The organism is Psychrobacter pacificensis (assembly GCF_018336615.1).
Classification (GTDB): domain Bacteria; phylum Pseudomonadota; class Gammaproteobacteria; order Pseudomonadales; family Moraxellaceae; genus Psychrobacter; species Psychrobacter pacificensis.
This window is the reverse complement of the sequence record NZ_CP048752.1, coordinates 980,580-999,366: the sequence shown is the minus strand read 5'-3', so window position 1 is coordinate 999,366 and position 18,787 is coordinate 980,580. Positions and strand designations below refer to the sequence as shown.

The window sequence follows — 18,787 nt, the reverse complement described above, 5'->3', positions numbered from 1 at the left end:
TACCGTATAAGTTAACACCAAAGGCCTCTCTCAAACTAGGGCAGTTTTGCAAATCATCAAGCAAAATCCATCATAGAAAAAGGGAAAGGTAATAGCTACCCCTCCCTTTTCTGGTTTATATCATTCATCTAACGAGCCAGGTCTTTACAGATTATCCGATGTACGGATAATCTGAGACAACTGGCTTAAGATGCTGAAACCAATAAACTCTCACCAGTCATTTCGGTGGGTGCATCAACATTCATTAGTGCCAAAATAGTCGGTGCCACATCACTGAGCTTACCGCCACGACGTACCTGTAGTTTTTGTGCGCCTACGTAAATCAGCGGTACATGCTCTGTCGTATGCTGAGTATGTACTTGACCACTTTCGTAGTCTTGCATTTGCTCACAGTTACCGTGATCAGCTGTGATCAGCATATCGCCGCCAGCCGCTTTTACTGCCGACTCGACACGGCCCACACAGACATCCAACGCTTCGACCGCCTTTACCGCAGCATCGAAAACCCCTGTATGACCTACCATATCTCCATTGGCATAATTGACAACGAGCACATCATATTGGCCAGATTCAATCGCTTCTACTAATTTATCCGTCACTTCAGGCGCGCTCATCTCAGGCTTCAAATCATAAGTGGCCACATCTGGAGAGGGTACTAGGATACGCGTTTCGCCTTCATATTCCTCTTCACGGCCACCACTAAAGAAAAACGTCACATGCGCATACTTCTCAGTTTCTGCGATACGTAGCTGTGTTTTACCTTGATCCTGCAGATACTCTCCCAAGGTATTGGCCAAAGACGTTGGATAGTAAGCGATGCTGGTTTTTGGATTATCCGCCAATACATCAGAATACTTGGTCAACATCACAAAGGCGGCAAGTTTTGGCTGCTTTTGACGGGCAAAACCTGAAAACTCATGATCAGGTAAAACAAAGGCTTGGGTAAGCTCACGGGCACGGTCGGCACGGAAGTTCATAAATATCAGCGCATCATTGTCTTCGACGGTATAAGGCACCTCATCACGTCCGATGACAGTCGTCGGGCTGATAAATTCGTCAGTCTCACGTGCTTTATAAGCCGCTTGGACAGCACCGTCCGCACGTGTCGACAAGCGATCTGCCTTACCTTCAGTGATCAGCTCATAAGCTTTTTGTACGCGATCCCAGCGGTTATCGCGATCCATTGCATAGTAGCGACCGATGATGCTGGCAATCTGTACGCGCCCGCCTTCATAATGAGCATTCAATTTATCGATATAATCACGTAGACGATTGATATATTTATCCGCAGATTTAGGCGGTGTATCGCGGCCGTCTAAGAAGCAATGGATAAAGACGTTTTTGGCACCATGGACCAATGCTGAGTGACACATGCCTTCGATATGGTCTTGATGTGAGTGAACACCGCCGTCTGAGAGCAGACCCATAATATGTACGTTACCGCCAAGCTCATTGGCCGCTTTTACTGCGTCAACCAATGCTTCGTTTTTGTAGAATTCGCGATTGGCAAGCTCATTTGAGATGCGAGTCGAGTCTTGATAAAGAACACGGCCAGCACCCAAGTTCATGTGGCCAACTTCTGAGTTACCAAACTGACCATCTGGCAAGCCCACATCCTCTCCTGAAGCAGAAATCAGTCCATGAGGATACTGCTGATAAATTCTGTCTAAATTCGGCATATTTGCCGCAGCAATGGCGTTATCTTTATCTTCTTCACGATAACCAAAGCCGTCTAATATCATTAAGACATGCGGCGTTTTTTTATTCTGTGCGCCGTCTTCTTGCTTACTGCTGAGCTGCTGCGCCTGATTGTCGCCAATAGATTCTGATGCTTGCTGGGTACTGATCATATATTACCGCTCCTCGAGTGAATGAACGCCTTCAATGCTATGTTAGGGTATGGAAAGCCCTATATATTAACACATATCTTAAAATAGCTGAAAAACTGACAATATTTTACTAATGAGCAGTCCTTTTACATAGTTATCTAGAGTACGACATATATCGCTTATACCAATCGTCAATACTGCGTATCAATCTGTAAATCCTACTTGCAATCATTTATCTCATTGGTTAAGATGAATCTATTCTGAAGTGTTGGCTAGTAGATGTTTATTCCCTGAGCCGATAATGCTTTACCAGGATGTGGTACCTATCGTCTCATTGTGTATGCCTGCACCGCTTGCGGTGTATCAGGAAACCTGCAGAGAGGATGACGCATCCGCCCTGAACTTCACGGTTCATGGGTCACCATCTTACAGCGGCACTTCGGTTGTTTCATTCGGTTTGTAAATATGTTCTTTATAATTAATGTATTTACTGCCACCAAAAACCCCTTTCGTTAATGACGGAAGGGGCTTTTTCTATGCCTAATGAATGACTAAATCATCGTTACTCATCATTAGCAGATTTGGTAATTTTTTTCACATCTTTAGGGATGTTTTTGGCCGTACCATCAACAGTCGTATGTTGTTTGAATACGTCACCAAACGGGTTTTGCTGTTGTTGACCAAATGGATTTTGGTTATTCATACCGCCTACGCCACCGAATGGATTCTGACCACCCATTCCACCAAATGGATTTTGGCCGCCCATCTGTTTTGCCATCATTTCCATCATTTTTTGCTGATTGTTCATGACATAGTTATTGGCAAAGTCTTTGAGTTTCTTTTGTACTGGTGGCAAGATCACGAGTAGCGCGAGCACATCACTCAGCACACCTGGAATAAGTAGCAAAATACCCGCGACTGCCATAGCAATGCTCTTAATCATGGTGGACTCTGGTGGACGCATTGCAGGATTCATCATACCACCTGCTTTCATCTGCTGAGCCATTGGATTCAAAGAAGCCATACCTTTGCGTATAAGAGAAATACCGATCACTGCTGCGACAATAAACCACATGAATACCCACCAGCCGCTCATGAATTGAGCAAGCAAATACCACAGTAGCATCTCGATAATAAACCAAACGATGGCTATACCAACTATCTGACCCATAAAGTGTCGTCCTATAAAATAAAAACCAATAAATTGAGCGCCATGCAAATTAAAATGGCTAACATATAATGTATATGGGGATTGGTTGCTATACTATCAAACTTACGGCTGATTTTTAAGCCATAAAACAAAATGTAAGCAAGACGGAATACTATGGCAATTATTATCGGGATCGACCCAGGATCACGCATGACGGGTTATGGAATAGTCCAGCAGACGGGTGATAAGCTCACTTATATCGATGCAGGCACGATTCGCACAGATACCAAAGAGATGCCTGAACGCCTCAAGCGTATTTTTAATGGATTGACCCGCATTACGCAGCATCACTTAAAATACGCTGACGAGCCTATCTATACGGCGATTGAACAAGTCTTTATGGCAGAAAACCCTGATTCTGCACTCAAGCTTGGGCAAGCACGAGGCGCGGCTATTGCAGCGATGGTCGCCTTGGATTTAGAAGTATCAGAGTATACTGCTCGGCAGATCAAACAAGCGGTGTGCGGCTATGGTGCTGCTGCTAAAGAGCAAGTGCAGGAGATGGTTTGCCGCATACTACAGTTAGAAGTCGTACCCCAACAAGATGCAGCCGATGGTCTTGCCTGTGCTATTTGTCATGCGCACTCAAGCCATTCTATGAATAAAATACTACTTAATAGCTCTATGCGAGGACGCGGTGGCTCTAAGAAAAAAGGTCGTTGGCGTTTGACCGAAGAAGATTTGGGTAACTTGCGTTAAAGATAGGCGTTAAAGCAGACAAGCTTCAAAACCAATAGGCATTAAAATAGTGAGGCAATAAAAAAACACGCTATTGGATGCGTGTTTTTTTATGAGTACCAGCACTGTCACTTTATCATTTGCAAGACGAAATTATAGCGGACTACTCTACGACTGCACTTTCAATGACAGCATCGAGTACATATGCATACTTTTCATTATCATTTTCTGTTGTCTCATCTGATTCTATTAATTCGTTAGTCTCTAATCGGTAGCGCTGCAATCGTAATACTTCTTCGTGCATACCGTCATGCTGGTATCCATCTATTTCTCCCGCAAATACTCTCCACTTCCCTTCACGAACTTTGACACCTTGGTCGTTGTAAGTGACGGGCCTAACCTGAAGACACTGCTTTTCACCATTCATATCACAATTGACTTCTTTGGCATTCACTGCCCAAAATACCGTCTCGCCCTTACTGTTGTATTTCGCTTGAGGTGTGAGTTTGCCACTCCATACCAAAGTGACATTATCGTTGGTAAATTGGGTCAATACTGGGCTGTCACTTTGCTCTATTTTTAACTCACTATTTCCTAGCATTAATGTATTTAATGTGTTTTCTGCCATATCAAGATCGCTACAAGACATTTTGGTGCTCATTTCTTCCTCGATACTCAATGTATGTCCTTGCAGCTGATAAGCAGCGCTTATTGTATTACAACCGACACTATAGATAAGTGTGTCTGGATTAAATACCAGAGTCCCCTGACCATCGATATCTGTAAGCTCACTTATAGGCTGCTCATTGGCATCCGTTGCCCTAACCAAGCTCCAACGATGACGAGACAAAGTATTCATCAGCTTTTCTTCGGGAGTAAATGTCGTCGAGCCAGATTCAGTAGTTGCTGAGTTGGTATCCGAGGCCCTATCCTCAATCGCTAGTGAGTCTACTTTTTCACCAGTATTGGAGATACCTGATCCTTCATTGTCGTGAGCCGTGTTTTCTTTTTGACAAGCGCTCAGCATCAAGCTCACCGCCATAATACTTGGCAATAAAAACGTTGTCAGTGCTGATTTTTTGGCTCTACCTACCATATTACGAACCTCTTAATAAGCGTATATCAATTTTCTCGATTACTTATTTCTATATACTTGCTGGTCTTGCATCTTTTGAAGAAACATTTAATTAACTGTTCTGGCAATATCGTTATTATAATCACGTTAAATTAACCACTATAGACCGAGCATTATTAGCTTATGTAATAAAATGTTGATTTTTATTATGTTTGAAATTCTTTCATTACTCTGCTATCTAATGTCGTTAATTTCATGGACAAAAAAAGGATAGCTAATACATATTAGCTACCCCCGATATTATCTTTAATGAGCAAGCATCTAAAAACAATAGAACTTGCGATGTATCTCTTTATCTAATCATTGATTTCCGCAGGCTTAGCTTTAGCCATGTTTTTGATGCTGAAGCGCTCATTCATCATTTGATAAAAACGGGCTAGGTTTTTGCCTTGCTCATTCGGATCAACTTTGAGCACTTTACCAAAATCTAAGCCCAAATATAGCACGATATCTGCAAAGCTTAGCTGCTCACCCACCAGATACTCACGACCTTCTAGGATTGTCTCAAAATACCCCATGGCTTTGACAGCACGGGCAATTGATGGCGCAACAAATTCTGGCACTTGTTCAACACGCTGGGCTTTAGACGGATGACTGTGCTGAAACGCTAGCATTAAATTATACATCACCTCAAACTCAGCAATACGGCGCATCGAGCACACTTGGGCACGCTGTATCACGTCATTGCCCATAACAGAACGCTCACCATAGACGCGATCCAGATACTCACAGACTGCTTGTGAGTCATTGAGCACGGTGCCATCGTCTAGTGTTAAGACAGGCACTGTCTGCATCGGATTTATTTTGGTAAATTCGTCTGACATCTGCTCATTTTTGGCAAAATCAATATCAATCACATCAATGTCATCCATATCATCAACATCAATCCCTTTTGATGCCAATAAAATAAGGGCTTTGCGCGGGTTGGGTGCTATACGGGTGACGTATAATTTTTTCATGATGAACTCCTTGTAAGAATGATTGAATAGAAATTTAGCGCTGATACGCTTTATTATGATGGTGGCACTAATGAGCACCCTATCTATTGATACTCCATACCATAGTTATAGCCTACTCTGACCGTCATGGCAAAGGCTTATTATTCATGAGGTAAAAATAGCAAAAGCCCCATAACTTTAAGTCACGGGGCTTTATTTAATCATATTTATGCAACCAGTCCAGTTATTTATTAGGGGCTGGGGTCGTACGTAGGTACGGCTTGATTTCTTTATGACCTTTTGGGTATTTGGCAGCAATATCTTCGTTTTTGACACTTGGTGGAATGATTACGTCATCACCGTCCTTCCAATCTACAGGCGTCGCGATGTTATATTCATCCGATAATTGTAGCGCATCAATAACACGGATAATTTCATCGAAGTTACGACCACAGCTGGCTGGATAGGTCAGAGTCAGACGTACTTTTTTGTTTGGATCAATGATAAACACGCTGCGAACTGTCGCGGTGTTATCAGCATTTGGGTGAATCATATCATACAAATCCGCAACCGTGCGATCAGAGTCTGCAATGATAGGGAATTTCACCGCAGCGCCTTGTGTCTCTTCGATGTCGCTGACCCAGCCTTTGTGATCTTCTAAGCCGTCCACTGACAAAGCAATCGGCTTGACATTGCGTTTTTGGAACTCACCGCCCAATGCAGCGGTGCGGCCAAGCTCAGTAGTACAAACTGGCGTATAGTCGGCAGGATGCGAAAACAATACCACCCAGCTATCACCCGCCCAATCATAAAAATTAATATCACCCTCTGTGGTGCTTGCATCAAAGTTTGGTGCGGTGTCGCCTAAACGTAAATGTGCCATACTAAATTCCTTATTTATATGAATGATGAGCGCTGAGCTTACTGTCTTATGCGCCCTATTATTATAAACCGATTATTGCAATGTGCGAGACGGTTTGATCATTTGCTTATCCCGTCTAGTGCATCAATAAAACTCACTTTATAGTACCAAACTGGTTATGAATGTCTTGTGACGGATTGTAATGCGGTTATTCCATTTAACCCTAAGTAGATATATCGATTATTTCTTAAACCACCATCCCTGCATCCCATAAGCAAAACTCACCAAACTTGCCTTTTTTGCTCACGCCTCCAGCCACACGCCCAGCATCAGTCAATACTAGCTCACCATCTTGCGCTTCTAAGTAACCCGCCGCAAGCAACTTATCATTTAACTCTTGGGTCTTGAGACCTAATTCTTTAGCAAGCTTGGCGGTGGTCAGTTTAGAATAACTAGGTGCGGCGTCTGTTGTAGACGTGATGGTTGCGTTGGTAGGAGCGCTCATTGTTTTGGTGCTAGGTTCAGGCTGGTTCTCAGTTTCAGTGACTTTTTCAAGAGACATCCTAACTTCATCACTGATACGAATAATGCGTTGCGCTTCTTCATAAGTATCAGCATAAAGCTTAGCATCGTCATTACGATAAATCAGTACGCCCATCTCATTATTATTGACTTGGCTAAATTCGTACAGGTTCAAACTGGTAATAATGCACTCGTTTTCATTCAGGTAGCATTTCGCATGCAAGTTTTTGCAAAAGCTGGTACGAATAAACGTTAAGTTTTTTAACCAGTTTATTTCTTCTGGATGTAAGTCATTTTTGCCATAGACAATGCGAATATCGATTTTTAGACGGTTGCGATCTTCTAGCAGCTCTTTAATGCGTTCATTCAGCTTTAAATATGGGCTAATAATAATCAACCGATCAGACGCATTTTTAATCAATTCTTCTAAATGATAAGTCGTCCCACTGCTATTCAAAAATTTTGCCATGCTCACTTCCTTAGATATGACTGTCAAAAACTTCATAATTATTCACAAAAAAGCCCATCTCTAGCGTACTAGAAATGGGCTTGCTTGCAAACTACTATTGTTTAGTATTGTTTCAAAACATCATTTTAGCAACGACATTTTTAGAGACGGGGCCAACAGAGATTACGCGGGCTTATAGCTATCGCGCAAACTAACGATTTGGTTAAAGACTGGCTTATCAGTGCTATGATCTTCGCTATCGGTGATAAAGTACCCTTCACGCTCAAACTGGAAACGCGTGCCAGCGTCAGCATTGGCTAAAGATGGCTCAACGACAGCATCCAGCTCAGTGAGAGAGTCAGGGTTTAGCGCTTGATGAACATCAGCGACGCCACTTGGGTCTTCAGCACTGAATAGCTGCTCATACATGCGCACGGTCGCTGGTACACCTTGACTGGCTGATACCCAATGAATCACCCCTTTAACCTTGCGGCCTTCCGGATTGTTACCTAGCGTTGCAGGATCAATCGTTGCTTTTAGCTCAACGACATTGCCATTTTCATCAGTGATATGCTCAGTGACGGCTAGCACGTAAGTGTTACGCAGACGAATCTCTGGCTTTTCTGGAGACAGGCGCTTGTAGCCTGCTGGCGGTTCAATCTCGTAATCACCTTGATCGATATACAAAGTCTCGGTAAACGGAATCTCACGCTCACCCATATCGACGTTAGGATGGTTCGGCTGCGTCAACCAAAGCGTCTGCGTGGCATCATCAAAACGCGCGTTCACGCTATCGGCTTTTTGCGTCTCCCAACTACTAACCGCCTCGCTAAAGTTAGTAATCGTCACTTTTAATGGCTTTAGTACCGCCATGCCGCGACCAGTAGTCGTCTCTAATGACTGACGAACGCTAAACTCTAGTAAACGAAAATCAACCACGCTATCGGCTTTGGTCACGCCCACACGCTCACAAAAGTCACGCAAGCCCGCTGGCGTATAACCACGGCGGCGCATACCAGCGATAGTCGGCATACGGGGATCGTCCCAACCACTCACGATACCTTCATCAACGAGCTGCTTAAGCTTACGCTTACTGGTCAATGTATGATCCACATTTAAGCGGCTAAACTCGTACTGATGCGGCGGCACGTCAAAGCCGATCTTGGCGATGACCCAATCATAGAATGGACGATGGTCTTCAAACTCAAGCGTACATAGTGAATGGGTAATACCTTCGAGCGCATCAGAGAGTGGATGCGCAAAGTCATACATTGGATAAATGCACCATTTATCACCAGTCTGATGATGAGATTGGTGCATCACGCGGTAAATGACAGGGTCACGCAGGTTCATATTTGGGCTTGCCATATCGATCTTGGCGCGCAATACCGCCTTACCTTCAGCGTACTTACCGTCTTTCATATCATTGAACAGCGCTAGGTTTTCCTCGACACTAGCATCACGCTGCGGAGATGGCGTTCCCGCTTCATTGAATGAACCACGGTTGTCGCGAATCTGCTCAGGCGTTTGCAAATCGACATAGGCATCGCCTTGCTCAATCAACTGTATTGCCCATGCATGTAGCTGATCAAAATAACTTGACGCGTGATACGCCTCGCCTGCCCACTCAAAACCGAGCCACTTCACATCATTTTCGATATTGTCAATATAATCTTGTTTTTCTGCAGTTGGGTTGGTGTCATCAAAACGCAGGTTACACACCCCGCCGAACTCTTTGGCCACACCAAAGTTTAGGCAGATAGATTTTACGTGACCTAAGTGCAAGTAGCCATTTGGCTCAGGCGGAAAACGTGTGACAATTTGCTGGTATCTTTGCGCATTGACATCGTCACGAATGATATTACGAATAAAGTCGTTTTTTACTTCGTCTTTTTGTGCATTGTTGCTTGAGTGCTCACTCATCGGATATTGCTCCTAACGCAAATTGTCAATTTGTGATACGTGCCATCACGCATCACAAAACGTTCAAAATAAATTATTAAAATAAATTGGGATATAAAAACTCAGATAACGCGTCCGCATTATCACAATTTGTCAAAGCTGATCAAAAATGGCTAAAGTTGCGTTATTCTATCAGCTTTTGCAAACGCATTAACAGCCTGATACATGACACGGGATAAAAAAGCCGTTAGACTACCCGTAACTTTTTAACAACCAACTTTTAACCACCACTTGACAGCGTCATTTAAGGCGCTGCAATCAAAAAGGAATATCCCATGGTAGACATGCCACCAGTAGTAGAACTTGACACCAATATGGGTGCGATCGTTATCGAACTCAACGAAGAAAAAGCGCCAAAGACCGTAGAAAACTTTTTGAACTACGTAAAATCTGGTCAGTATGACGGTACGATTTTCCATCGCATTATTGATGGTTTCATGATTCAAGGCGGCGGAATGGACGCTGAGATGAACGAAAAACCAACCAACGCGCCTATCGAAAATGAAGCGGACAATGGTTTAAAAAACGACAAAGGTACTATCGCCATGGCGCGTACCCAAGATCCACATTCAGCAACTAGCCAATTCTTCATCAACGTAAAAGACAATGATTTCCTAAACCACACTGGCAAAAACATGCAAGGTTGGGGTTACACTGTATTTGGTAAAGTCACCAGCGGTATGGATGTGATCGAAAAAATGAAAGGCGTCCCAACTGGTCGTTTCGGTATGCATGCTGATGTGCCAAAAGAGCCAGTTGTGATCAACTCTGCGACCATCGTTTCTCAGTAGGTCGTGATAAGTAAGTGTTACTGATAGTCTGACAATAGACGACAAGGATTATGATAAATGCAAACGTTTAATCATCTGATAACGACCCGCCCTCATCAAGTGCGGCAAGTATTGATTAGCGATTTGCATTTATCGCCTCAGGAGCCTGCCTTAGTGCAGGCTTTTTTGGCGCTGCTCGATGACTGTCTTGCTCTGCCCGCGCTCAAACGCCTCTTTATATTGGGCGACTGGTTTGAGGTATGGCTGGGTGATGATATGTATTTATCCCTATTAAAAGAAAAAAGGTCAGAAGACGAGCAAATGGCGCATTGGCTAACCCCATTGATTGCAAAGCTAAAACAGCTACGTATCAATGGCTGTGAAATATTAGTCATGCATGGCAACCGTGATTTTTTGTTAGGACAGCCGTTTTGCAATCTGTTCGGTGGGGAGCTGATAAGCGAGCCGTATACTTTGACTGTTGGTCAGCAGAATTACCGTTTAGAGCACGGTGACGCACTCTGCACCGATGATAAGAAATATCAACTCTTTCGCAAAATTATGCGTAATCGTCTGACTCAGTGGTATTTGCTTAATAAGTCGTTGGAAAAACGCTTAGCCATCGCAGACAACATGCGTAAAAGAAGCCAGCAAAACAATGCTACTAAAGCGGCTTATATCATGGATGTGAATGATGAGGCCGTACGTCAAGCCATTACTACTAGCGATGCTTTATTGCACGGACATACGCATCGTCCAGATATTCATCAGGCGACTGCTGATAAAAAACGCTACGTGCTTGGTGATTGGCGCTTGCTAGATAAAGACACTCGCCAGCCGAAAGTAAGCGCTGTGATTGGTGCAGTGACAGACGACGAGTATTCAAATGACCGTTTGAATAGTAATAATTTAAGCAGTGATGATGCTGAGTTTGGATTATTTGAGTTTGAATTTTTTATCCGCTGAATGGCGTTTTAGACAACGCATCTAAACAATATTTCTTCGATATAAAAAGGGTCTGTTGATCGTTCAACAGACCCTTTTTACGTTTACTACAATCTTGAACTGTTTATTGCTCGCTATCTAAATCCATCAATTTAAAGAAATGCTGACGATAATGCTTTAGCTCACGAATAGAGTCGCGGATATCGTCTAAGGCCAGATGACTACCCCCTTTTTCAAAGTTCTTTAGAATGTCAGGACGCCAGCGGAAACACAGCTCTTTGATTGAGGACACATCAAGGTTGCGATAATGGAAGAAGCGCTCAAGCTCTGGCATTTGGCGCGCCATAAAGCGGCGATCTTGACAGATAGAGTTGCCGCACATTGGCGATTTACCACTATCGACCCATTTACTCAGAAACTTGATGGTTTCAGCTTCCGCTTCCGCCAATGTCACCGTGCTACGACGCACACGGTCGACCAATCCTGACTGACCATGTTGCTTGGTATTCCAGTCATCCATCTTATTTAAGACTTGATCCGATACCTTGATCGCAAACACAGGCCCTTCAGCAAGCACATTCAAATCTTCGTCAGTCACGACAGTGGCAATCTCGATAATCTCATCGTTTAAGGTATCAAGTCCGGTCATTTCTAAATCAATCCACACCAGCCCTTTTTTGCCTTGATTTTTGATTTTAATCTTATTGGGATGGTCACCGGTAGCCATAAAATATCCTATCATTCATAATTTTGAAAAAACAACTTTAAAAAAAACAACTTTAGAAAAACAATTGAAAAAACGTATTACACGTAGACACCCGTGCTCAGACAGTATTGCAACACGCTATTTGGTTTAGAAAACCTATAGAGTCGTACAATATTACAAAACCCCTGTCTGACGCAGACGCTTTAGGCTGTATGTTAGCAAATTTTCACGCTACACTTAGCAATATTTTTATAATAGGTTAAAACCCATGGCATTAATCCGGCAACGCAAACTGACCAAACAACAGATTCGTCGCATCGACAAGCAGCAATTGTTAAGTCAAGACAGCATCGATGACAGCTTGATGGATGGCGTGGTCATGGCGCATTACGGTAAGCAACTAGAAGTACAGGTAACAAGTCTACCTGCAGTGATACCTGAGCAGCCAGAGATTGCGCCTGATGATCCAGAGCCATTTTGGCAAGCGCTTGCGCTCGGCGATATTTGGCGCTGCCATGTACGCACTAACTTGCCGATGCTAGCCGCTGGTGACCAAGTGCGCTGGAGTGCCGACTCCAACACAGGCTTTGGCCGTATCGAAGCCGTCAAACCGCGTACCTCATTGGTCTCTCGCCCTGACCGTTATCATAAGCTCAAACCTGTTGCCGCCAATGTTGATATTCTGGCCATCGTCTTTGCGCCATTGCCTGCTGCCGCTCCTACTTTGATCGATCGCTATCTGGTCGTCTGCCATCACGCGGGCGTCAAACCACTGCTCGTCCTCAACAAAGCCGATCTGTTGGCACAAGAAAACGGCGTCGATACGAGTGAATTATTGGCACAATATGCTGCACTCGGTTATGAAAGTGTTCTGACGTCGGTCGATTGCCCTGAAAATATCGCCGAGAGTGACGAGCAAGAAGGTCTCGATGAGCTAAAACGCTACATAGACAAAAAGTTGGTCATTTTTGCAGGGCAGTCTGGTGTTGGCAAAAGCAGCCTTATTAACGCCCTACTTCCTGAGTCTGGTCAAAGCGTCAATATCATCTCGCAAAACTCTAAGCTTGGTCAGCATACGACAACGACAAGCCGATTGTTACCATTTAACCCCGAGGATTTGACGCAAGGTGGTATCGTCGATACACCAGGTATTCGCGAGTATGGTATTTGGCACCTCACACCTGACGATATCACCTCAGGCTTTATTGAGCTGGCACCACTAGCTGGCAGCTGCCAATTCCGTGACTGTCGTCATACCCATAACAGCAAAGGCTGCGCGCTGTGGCAAGCCGTGGCTGACGGTACCGTATTACAGCGCCGCGTTGAAAATCTCGTGACGCTACGAGAGGAAGCTGATACTAAGCCTTATTAAGCCCAATTAACATCATTTCAAAGGCAAAATGATAGATTGATTATTGACCGTGTCATCGCCCGTTTACTATAGATGACCTTATCGGTATAATAGCGCCTTGTTCACTATCATTGGGCTGGCTTCTCAGCTCAATAGAACACCTATTTTTTTGGAGGTATGGTTTGGATCGTGCGCTGGAATTTGTGGGCAACCACCCGTTTTTATTTGGTATATTAGCCGTACTTGCTATCCTGTTTTTTACCATTGAAAACAAACGTAGCGGTAGAAAAATATCGCCCAACACCCTTGGCATGATGGTCAACTCTCAGAACGCGCAGCTGATCGATATTCGCGCCAAGAAGAAGTTTGAATCAGGCTATATTCAAGGCAGCCGCAACATCCCGTTCACTGATCTCAAAGAGCGCTTAGCAGAGATTCGTGCGATTGAGCAGCCAGTGATTATTATCTGCGATATGGGTGTGCAAGCAGGCGCTGCGATTCAGATGATTGGTAAAGACAGTGTTTATCGCTTAGAGGGCGGTATTGGCGGCTGGCAAGGCGCTGGTATGCCATTGGTTGGTGTAAAAGACGCTAAATCAAAAAACAAAGCTAAGACCAAGCCTAGTTTAAGCAAATAATAGATTGGCTAAAATATAGCTTCTGACTAAAAAAAGCATCCGATTAACGATAGCAAAATAAAAAGACACCTTAGCAATAGGTGTCTTTTTTTATATCCTGTTTATACTGCTACTGAGGGTTTTAAACTAAGACGGCTTGAATTTGTCATGCTCATCCCCACTGTAGTAATGAGCACAGTTGAATACATGTGCACTTTACTCATTGATAACAGATTCTATCAATACTTAGACTATGATAATTTATCAGGCTATCTATAATAAGTTTGTTATCTCATAAATTTATAAATAAGGATTTACCATGACTGTATCTGTTAAAGTTTATACGACCCCTATCTGCCCATACTGCTCAAACGCCAAACAACTACTAAAAACCAAAGGCGTTGATTACGAAGAAATCAGCATGCATGACATGAGTAGTGAAGATCGTCAAGCGCTGATGAAAAAAACCAATAACTATCGCACTGTGCCACAAATTTTCGTTGGTGAAACCTTTGTCGGTGGCTTTGATGAACTCAACCAAATGAACCAGCAAGGCAAACTTGACGAGCTATTAGCGGGTTAATCTGCTACCTTGCTTTACTGTCTGTCTTTATTGGTTTGAAGATGGACAGTGGCAGACTCAAAAGCCATAGTGAGACGTAACCATAAAAAACATCGAGATTTGATCTTGGTTTATATTACAATGCTTTTTTAAAATCGTAGTTTGCCCCATTATTTGATTTAATTTTAGAGGATTTATCATGGCTGAAGAACAAGCACAACCACAATTGGCACTAGAGCGTATCTATGTAAAAGATATGTCACTTGAAGTACCAGGCGCAAGCGTATTCACCAAAGAGTGGAACCCAGAGCTTGATATCAATTTGTCTAGCAATGCTGAAAAATTAGATGACGATCATTACCAAATCGTCCTAACCGTTAGCGTCACGGCAAAAAATGCTGAAGAAGCGGCATTTATCGCTGAAGTGCATCAAGCAGGTATCTTCTTGTTAAAAGACATCCCAGAAGATCAAATCGGTCAAATCTTGGGTGCATACTGCCCTAACGTGCTGTTCCCATATGCCCGTGAAGTCATCAGCGACATCGTAACGCGCGGTAGCTTCCCGCAATTGCTACTAGCCCCTGTCAACTTTGATCAAGCGTACGCGCAAAGCCAGCAACAAGCACAAGTTGATGCCCAAGGTAATGCGTAAGGGATACTTGAAGGTATATGAGCCTATTGCGTCATATATTTTGATGAGAAAACCGTTTACTTATAATGAGTAAGCGGTTTTTTTGTGGGTGATTTTCAATCATGAGTCAGCAATATGCTGAATGCTTTTTATAGAAGATAAAATTATCCAATATATAAATATTAGCCATAAAAAAAACCCTGCTATTAAACAGGGTCTTCAACGACCACATCGACTGGCTAAATTAATTAGCTAAAATCAAACATCAGCCTTTTAACGCAGACAAAATCTGCTGCTTAACCTCTTCGATATCTTGCGTGCCATCAAACTTATCGTAGTTTGGTGAATCTGCGCCCTCGGCGGCTTTTTCTTGATAAAAACCAACCAATGCAGAGGTTTGCTCATGGTAAGTCGACAGACGGTCGCGAATGGTCGCTTCTTGATCGTCTTCACGCTGGATAAGTGCTTCGCCCGTTACGTCATCGATGCCCTCAACCTTTGGTGGGTTGTGCTGCACATGATATACACGGCCTGAACCTGGATGTTGACGACGACCAGACAGACGATTAACGATCTCATCATCGGGCACACTAATCTCTACCACGTGATCGATGGCAACATCAGCATCGGCAAGTGCTTGTGCTTGAGGAATCGTACGTGGAAAACCATCAAAAATACAGCCATTGGCACAATCAGGCTTTGCAATACGCTCTTTTACGAGATTGATAATGAGGTCATCAGAAACCAGACCACCAGCATTCATGATATCTTTAGCTTTTTTGCCAAGCTCGCTGCCTTCTTTGATAGCAGCACGTAGCATATCACCCGTCGATATCTGCGGAATATCATATTCCTGAGAAATAAACTGGGCTTGAGTACCTTTACCGGCGCCTGGTGGACCTAGCAAAATAATACGCATCATTACACGACTCTCCTGAATTCAATGGGATTTTGGGATTACTACAACTTAGGGATTAATTGATTGCCAAGACACCTTACCTTGTGACCTAACAAACCTCAAGTTTTTTTCTAATTAAGGTCATAAGTTGCCATGACTTATCTTTCCATATAACACTGCTAAGCCTTTTGTGGTCAACAGCATTTATATGAAAAATACTCACAATAACCAACCATAATACTAGGGGATTTGTTGATTGATTTCTACATTGGCCTGATTTTGGTCAGCACGAATCACAACAGGATTACCTGATAAATCTCCTGACTCTGCGATAGCTGTGCCGCTGTGACTAATACGCGCAATAACAGCCAACTCAACCTTATCAGAACGGGCTGATCTTAGCGTACGCTCTGGCATCATCGCATCAAGATCGCTTAGGCTAATAGTAGCCTCGCCCTGCTTAATCGCACTAATTGGCAAACGCTTGGCAGCAAATGGCGGGCCACCATTCACATCACGAATCGCCACAAACAGCACGTCATCCGCTTTGACCAATGGCATTAGGCTTGAGTTGATCTTAACGGTCACCTCAATGCCCTCAGACGCTTGTTGCTGCTGCATGGTCACATTGGCACTGAGCTCATCTAGACTGGATAGCGCCTGCGTATGGTCGCCTGGTTTGGCAGAAATACTGTCACGCAAGCGTTTGATCCAGCCTTGTGCTTGATCAAAGTTATTTGCTCGCGCCTCACCCATTGCCATGAGCATTTGCGCGCCTTCATGCTGTGGGTTTTTGGCCAATACAGTTTCTAGCACTCGGCGACTATTTTCGTCTAGCTGACCCTTATTAGCAAAGAAATTAATCTGCGCGTAAGTAATCGCAATCTCTTCATTATCAGGTGACAAACGATAAGCACGTGATAAGGCCTCTAGTGCTGAATCGGTCGCCTCTAATGATAAGAACAACTCTGATAGGCGCATCCAACGATTGTAATCGTACGCATGGCGATAGACGTTGGTCTGCATGGCACTAATCAGCTGATTGCCATCTTCAATCGCCCAAGCAGGTGGCTGGTCAATCTTGCCAGTTAATAAGTCATCCGCCACTTGACCAACTTTGTCTTCGCTTGCCCAAAGCTCGAATACAGGCGTGCGATCCCCGACCATCAAGTACGCCATGGCAGACAGCACAGGTACCCAAAAGACAATGATCAATCGGCTTTTGATACCAGGCGTGACCATAGGTGCGACTTCACGCTGAGCATCCAAAAGCTGACGTTCAAGCTCAAGTTTTTGGTTTTGATAGTGATGCTCATCAATGATGCCGCTGTCTTTATCTGTTTTCAGCTCTGCTAAGCGCTCACGAAATACGGCAACGTTGATACCTAATAGCTGATTGTCCAAAGGCTTACTATGCGTACGCGGTGCTCTCAACCATGGTTTGATAGCTATAACAGCAAGCAATAAGGCGGTCAGTAGGCTCAGCGCAATAAATAAGCCAACCGTAGAAAATATGGTCATTTTTTGCCCCCAAGGCTTGTAATATCGTGAACGTCTTTATTATCAGCACGTGACAATAAGCGCTCAAGCTCCGCTTTTTCGGCAACAGATAGCGCCTCAGCGGTATTATCTGCTGTCATGCCGCTTGCACCACTGGCAACAAGCTGACGTCGTTTACTTTGCCAAAACCAACCTACTAACAAGATGATGAGCAATAATGGTGGGAAAAACCATAAGATCCACGTTGAAGGACGCACTGGTGGCTTATAGCTGATAAAGTCGCCATAACGTTCCTGCATATAGGCACGAATCTCGCCATCGCTACGACCATCTTTGACCAAATCGTAGGTTTTTTGCTTTAAGTCTTGGGCAATGGGCGCATCAGATCCTGCAAGGTTTTGGTTCTGGCATTTTGGACAGCGCAGCTCTTCGATAAGACCACGATACTGGGCTTCTTGCTGTACAGAGTCAAAATCATAGACATCAATAGCAGCAAAACTGGCCATACTGAATAGACAAGCGATAAGCAAGCTTGCTAACTTTATCGCAACGGATTTTATTTGATAGGCTATCATTGACATGCCTCCTCAACCTGACTTGGCTCTAAACTGACGCCATTATTATTGGCATCATTAAGCACCATCAAGCAAGGCGCAATACGGCTTTGCCAGTTGCTCTCATTGACCTCACCGATAATATGCTGACGAATAATCCCTTCACCATCGACGACAAAAGTCTCAGGCGCGCCAGTCAGCCCCAAATCTAAAGCAAACTGCCCCGATAGATCCTGAATAGACATCGAAAACGGGTCGCCGCCTTTATTCAAATATCCTAAGGCATCCCCAATATCATCTTTATAGTTGACACCGACCAAATTGACACCGCGCTCCTCCAATTTCATTAAGAAAGGATGCTCGATGATGCAAGTAGGACACCATGATCCCCAGATATTCATTAAGAACGGCTGATCAGGCAGGTTGTCATTGGTCATGATGCGACTGGTATCTGACAATAGCGGCAACTCAAAAGCCGGTACTGGGCGCTCAAGTGCTGTGTTCGTCACGATATCCGTCGGTTTGCCCAAGCGCATATACAGCATGGCAACCAGACCAATAAAAATCACCAGCGGAATCAAAAAACCTAATTTAAGCGACTTTTTGCGTTTGGTATTCTTATTGCTTTGCTGAGCCTGTTTATCAGGTGCATTGTTTGAGGTCGTCATA

19 protein-coding genes and 1 other RNA gene are annotated in these 18,787 nt (G+C 43.9%); 8 read left to right on the top strand and 12 right to left on the bottom strand.

Annotated elements, in window-relative coordinates; translation table 11 throughout:
* Positions 1-185: 185 nt before the first annotated feature.
* Positions 186-1,850, bottom strand: a complete 1,665-nt coding sequence (gene gpmI / locus GYK50_RS04325) for a 2,3-bisphosphoglycerate-independent phosphoglycerate mutase (protein ID WP_340050049.1) — start codon at positions 1,848-1,850, stop codon at positions 186-188.
* A gap of 233 nt (positions 1,851-2,083) precedes the next feature.
* Here gpmI and ssrS point away from each other — a divergent pair.
* Positions 2,084-2,279: non-coding RNA, 6S RNA (gene ssrS / locus GYK50_RS04320), on the top strand.
* Positions 2,280-2,391: 112 nt separating this feature from the next.
* Here ssrS and GYK50_RS04315 read toward each other — a convergent pair.
* Positions 2,392-3,000 (bottom strand): FxsA family protein, encoded by a 609-nt coding sequence (locus GYK50_RS04315; RefSeq protein WP_212564338.1) that lies wholly within the window; start codon positions 2,998-3,000, stop codon positions 2,392-2,394.
* Positions 3,001-3,153: 153 nt separating this feature from the next.
* On the opposite strand from GYK50_RS04315, the gene ruvC reads away from it, so the two are divergent.
* On the top strand, positions 3,154-3,738 hold the full coding sequence (gene ruvC / locus GYK50_RS04310) for a crossover junction endodeoxyribonuclease RuvC (protein ID WP_071001968.1): 585 nt from the start codon (positions 3,154-3,156) through the stop codon (positions 3,736-3,738).
* A 142-nt stretch (positions 3,739-3,880) separates the two neighbouring features.
* Here ruvC and GYK50_RS04305 read toward each other — a convergent pair whose 3' ends face one another.
* The 5 genes from GYK50_RS04305 to GYK50_RS04285 all read right to left on the bottom strand — a co-directional run bounded on the left by GYK50_RS04305 (position 3,881) and on the right by GYK50_RS04285 (position 9,545).
* Positions 3,881-4,813: an META domain-containing protein gene (locus GYK50_RS04305; RefSeq protein WP_212564337.1), complete on the bottom strand. Its 933-nt coding sequence runs from the start codon at positions 4,811-4,813 to the stop codon at positions 3,881-3,883.
* Positions 4,814-5,148: 335 nt separating this feature from the next.
* Positions 5,149-5,811 (bottom strand): glutathione S-transferase family protein, encoded by a 663-nt coding sequence (locus tag GYK50_RS04300; RefSeq protein WP_212564336.1) that lies wholly within the window; start codon positions 5,809-5,811, stop codon positions 5,149-5,151.
* 223 nt (positions 5,812-6,034) lie between these two features.
* Positions 6,035-6,673, bottom strand: coding sequence for a peroxiredoxin (locus GYK50_RS04295; RefSeq protein ID WP_071001971.1), 639 nt, complete (start codon positions 6,671-6,673; stop codon positions 6,035-6,037).
* Between the two features lie 226 nt (positions 6,674-6,899).
* Positions 6,900-7,643, bottom strand: coding sequence for a phospholipase D family protein (locus GYK50_RS04290; protein ID WP_212564335.1), 744 nt, complete (start codon positions 7,641-7,643; stop codon positions 6,900-6,902).
* 162 nt (positions 7,644-7,805) lie between these two features.
* Entirely contained in the window at positions 7,806-9,545 is a 1,740-nt protein-coding gene (locus GYK50_RS04285) for a glutamine--tRNA ligase/YqeY domain fusion protein (protein WP_212564334.1), read from the bottom strand.
* Between the two features lie 314 nt (positions 9,546-9,859).
* Here GYK50_RS04285 and GYK50_RS04280 point away from each other — a divergent pair, with 314 nt between their 5' ends.
* Entirely contained in the window at positions 9,860-10,375 is a 516-nt protein-coding gene (locus tag GYK50_RS04280; protein ID WP_071001973.1) for a peptidylprolyl isomerase, read from the top strand.
* A 57-nt stretch (positions 10,376-10,432) separates the two neighbouring features.
* Positions 10,433-11,320: a UDP-2,3-diacylglucosamine diphosphatase gene (locus tag GYK50_RS04275; RefSeq protein ID WP_212564333.1), complete on the top strand. Its 888-nt coding sequence runs from the start codon at positions 10,433-10,435 to the stop codon at positions 11,318-11,320.
* Positions 11,321-11,423: 103 nt separating this feature from the next.
* Here GYK50_RS04275 and orn read toward each other — a convergent pair whose 3' ends face one another.
* Positions 11,424-12,026, bottom strand: coding sequence for an oligoribonuclease (gene orn / locus GYK50_RS04270; protein ID WP_212564332.1), 603 nt, complete (start codon positions 12,024-12,026; stop codon positions 11,424-11,426).
* 247 nt (positions 12,027-12,273) lie between these two features.
* Here orn and rsgA point away from each other — a divergent pair, with 247 nt between their 5' ends.
* From rsgA to secB, 4 genes are all read left to right on the top strand, one after another.
* Positions 12,274-13,377, top strand: coding sequence for a ribosome small subunit-dependent GTPase A (gene rsgA, locus GYK50_RS04265; RefSeq protein WP_212564331.1), 1,104 nt, complete (start codon positions 12,274-12,276; stop codon positions 13,375-13,377).
* 161 nt (positions 13,378-13,538) lie between these two features.
* The gene (locus GYK50_RS04260; RefSeq protein ID WP_058025919.1) at positions 13,539-13,994 is read left to right on the top strand and encodes a rhodanese-like domain-containing protein; all 456 of its coding nucleotides are present in this window, start codon (positions 13,539-13,541) and stop codon (positions 13,992-13,994) included.
* Positions 13,995-14,292: 298 nt separating this feature from the next.
* Positions 14,293-14,556 carry a glutaredoxin 3 gene (gene grxC, locus GYK50_RS04255; protein ID WP_058025920.1) on the top strand — a complete coding sequence of 88 codons (264 nt, stop codon included), beginning with the start codon at positions 14,293-14,295 and terminating at the stop codon, positions 14,554-14,556.
* A 178-nt stretch (positions 14,557-14,734) separates the two neighbouring features.
* Complete coding sequence (gene secB / locus GYK50_RS04250) at positions 14,735-15,187, top strand: protein-export chaperone SecB (RefSeq protein ID WP_058025921.1); 453 nt, start codon at positions 14,735-14,737, stop codon at positions 15,185-15,187.
* 244 nt (positions 15,188-15,431) lie between these two features.
* Here secB and adk read toward each other — a convergent pair whose 3' ends face one another.
* From adk to GYK50_RS04230, 4 genes are all read right to left on the bottom strand, one after another.
* Positions 15,432-16,088 (bottom strand): adenylate kinase, encoded by a 657-nt coding sequence (adk, locus tag GYK50_RS04245; RefSeq protein ID WP_071001977.1) that lies wholly within the window; start codon positions 16,086-16,088, stop codon positions 15,432-15,434.
* Positions 16,089-16,304: 216 nt separating this feature from the next.
* Positions 16,305-17,585 carry a c-type cytochrome biogenesis protein CcmI gene (gene ccmI / locus GYK50_RS04240; RefSeq protein WP_212564330.1) on the bottom strand — a complete coding sequence of 427 codons (1,281 nt, stop codon included), beginning with the start codon at positions 17,583-17,585 and terminating at the stop codon, positions 16,305-16,307.
* The gene (locus GYK50_RS04235) at positions 17,582-18,070 is read right to left on the bottom strand and encodes a cytochrome c-type biogenesis protein (protein ID WP_379542903.1); all 489 of its coding nucleotides are present in this window, start codon (positions 18,068-18,070) and stop codon (positions 17,582-17,584) included. Before GYK50_RS04235 ends, ccmI begins: the two co-directional genes overlap by 4 nt.
* Positions 18,071-18,135: 65 nt before the next feature.
* Positions 18,136-18,786: a DsbE family thiol:disulfide interchange protein gene (locus GYK50_RS04230; RefSeq protein ID WP_212564329.1), complete on the bottom strand. Its 651-nt coding sequence runs from the start codon at positions 18,784-18,786 to the stop codon at positions 18,136-18,138.
* Between the last annotated feature and the right edge of the window lies 1 nt (position 18,787).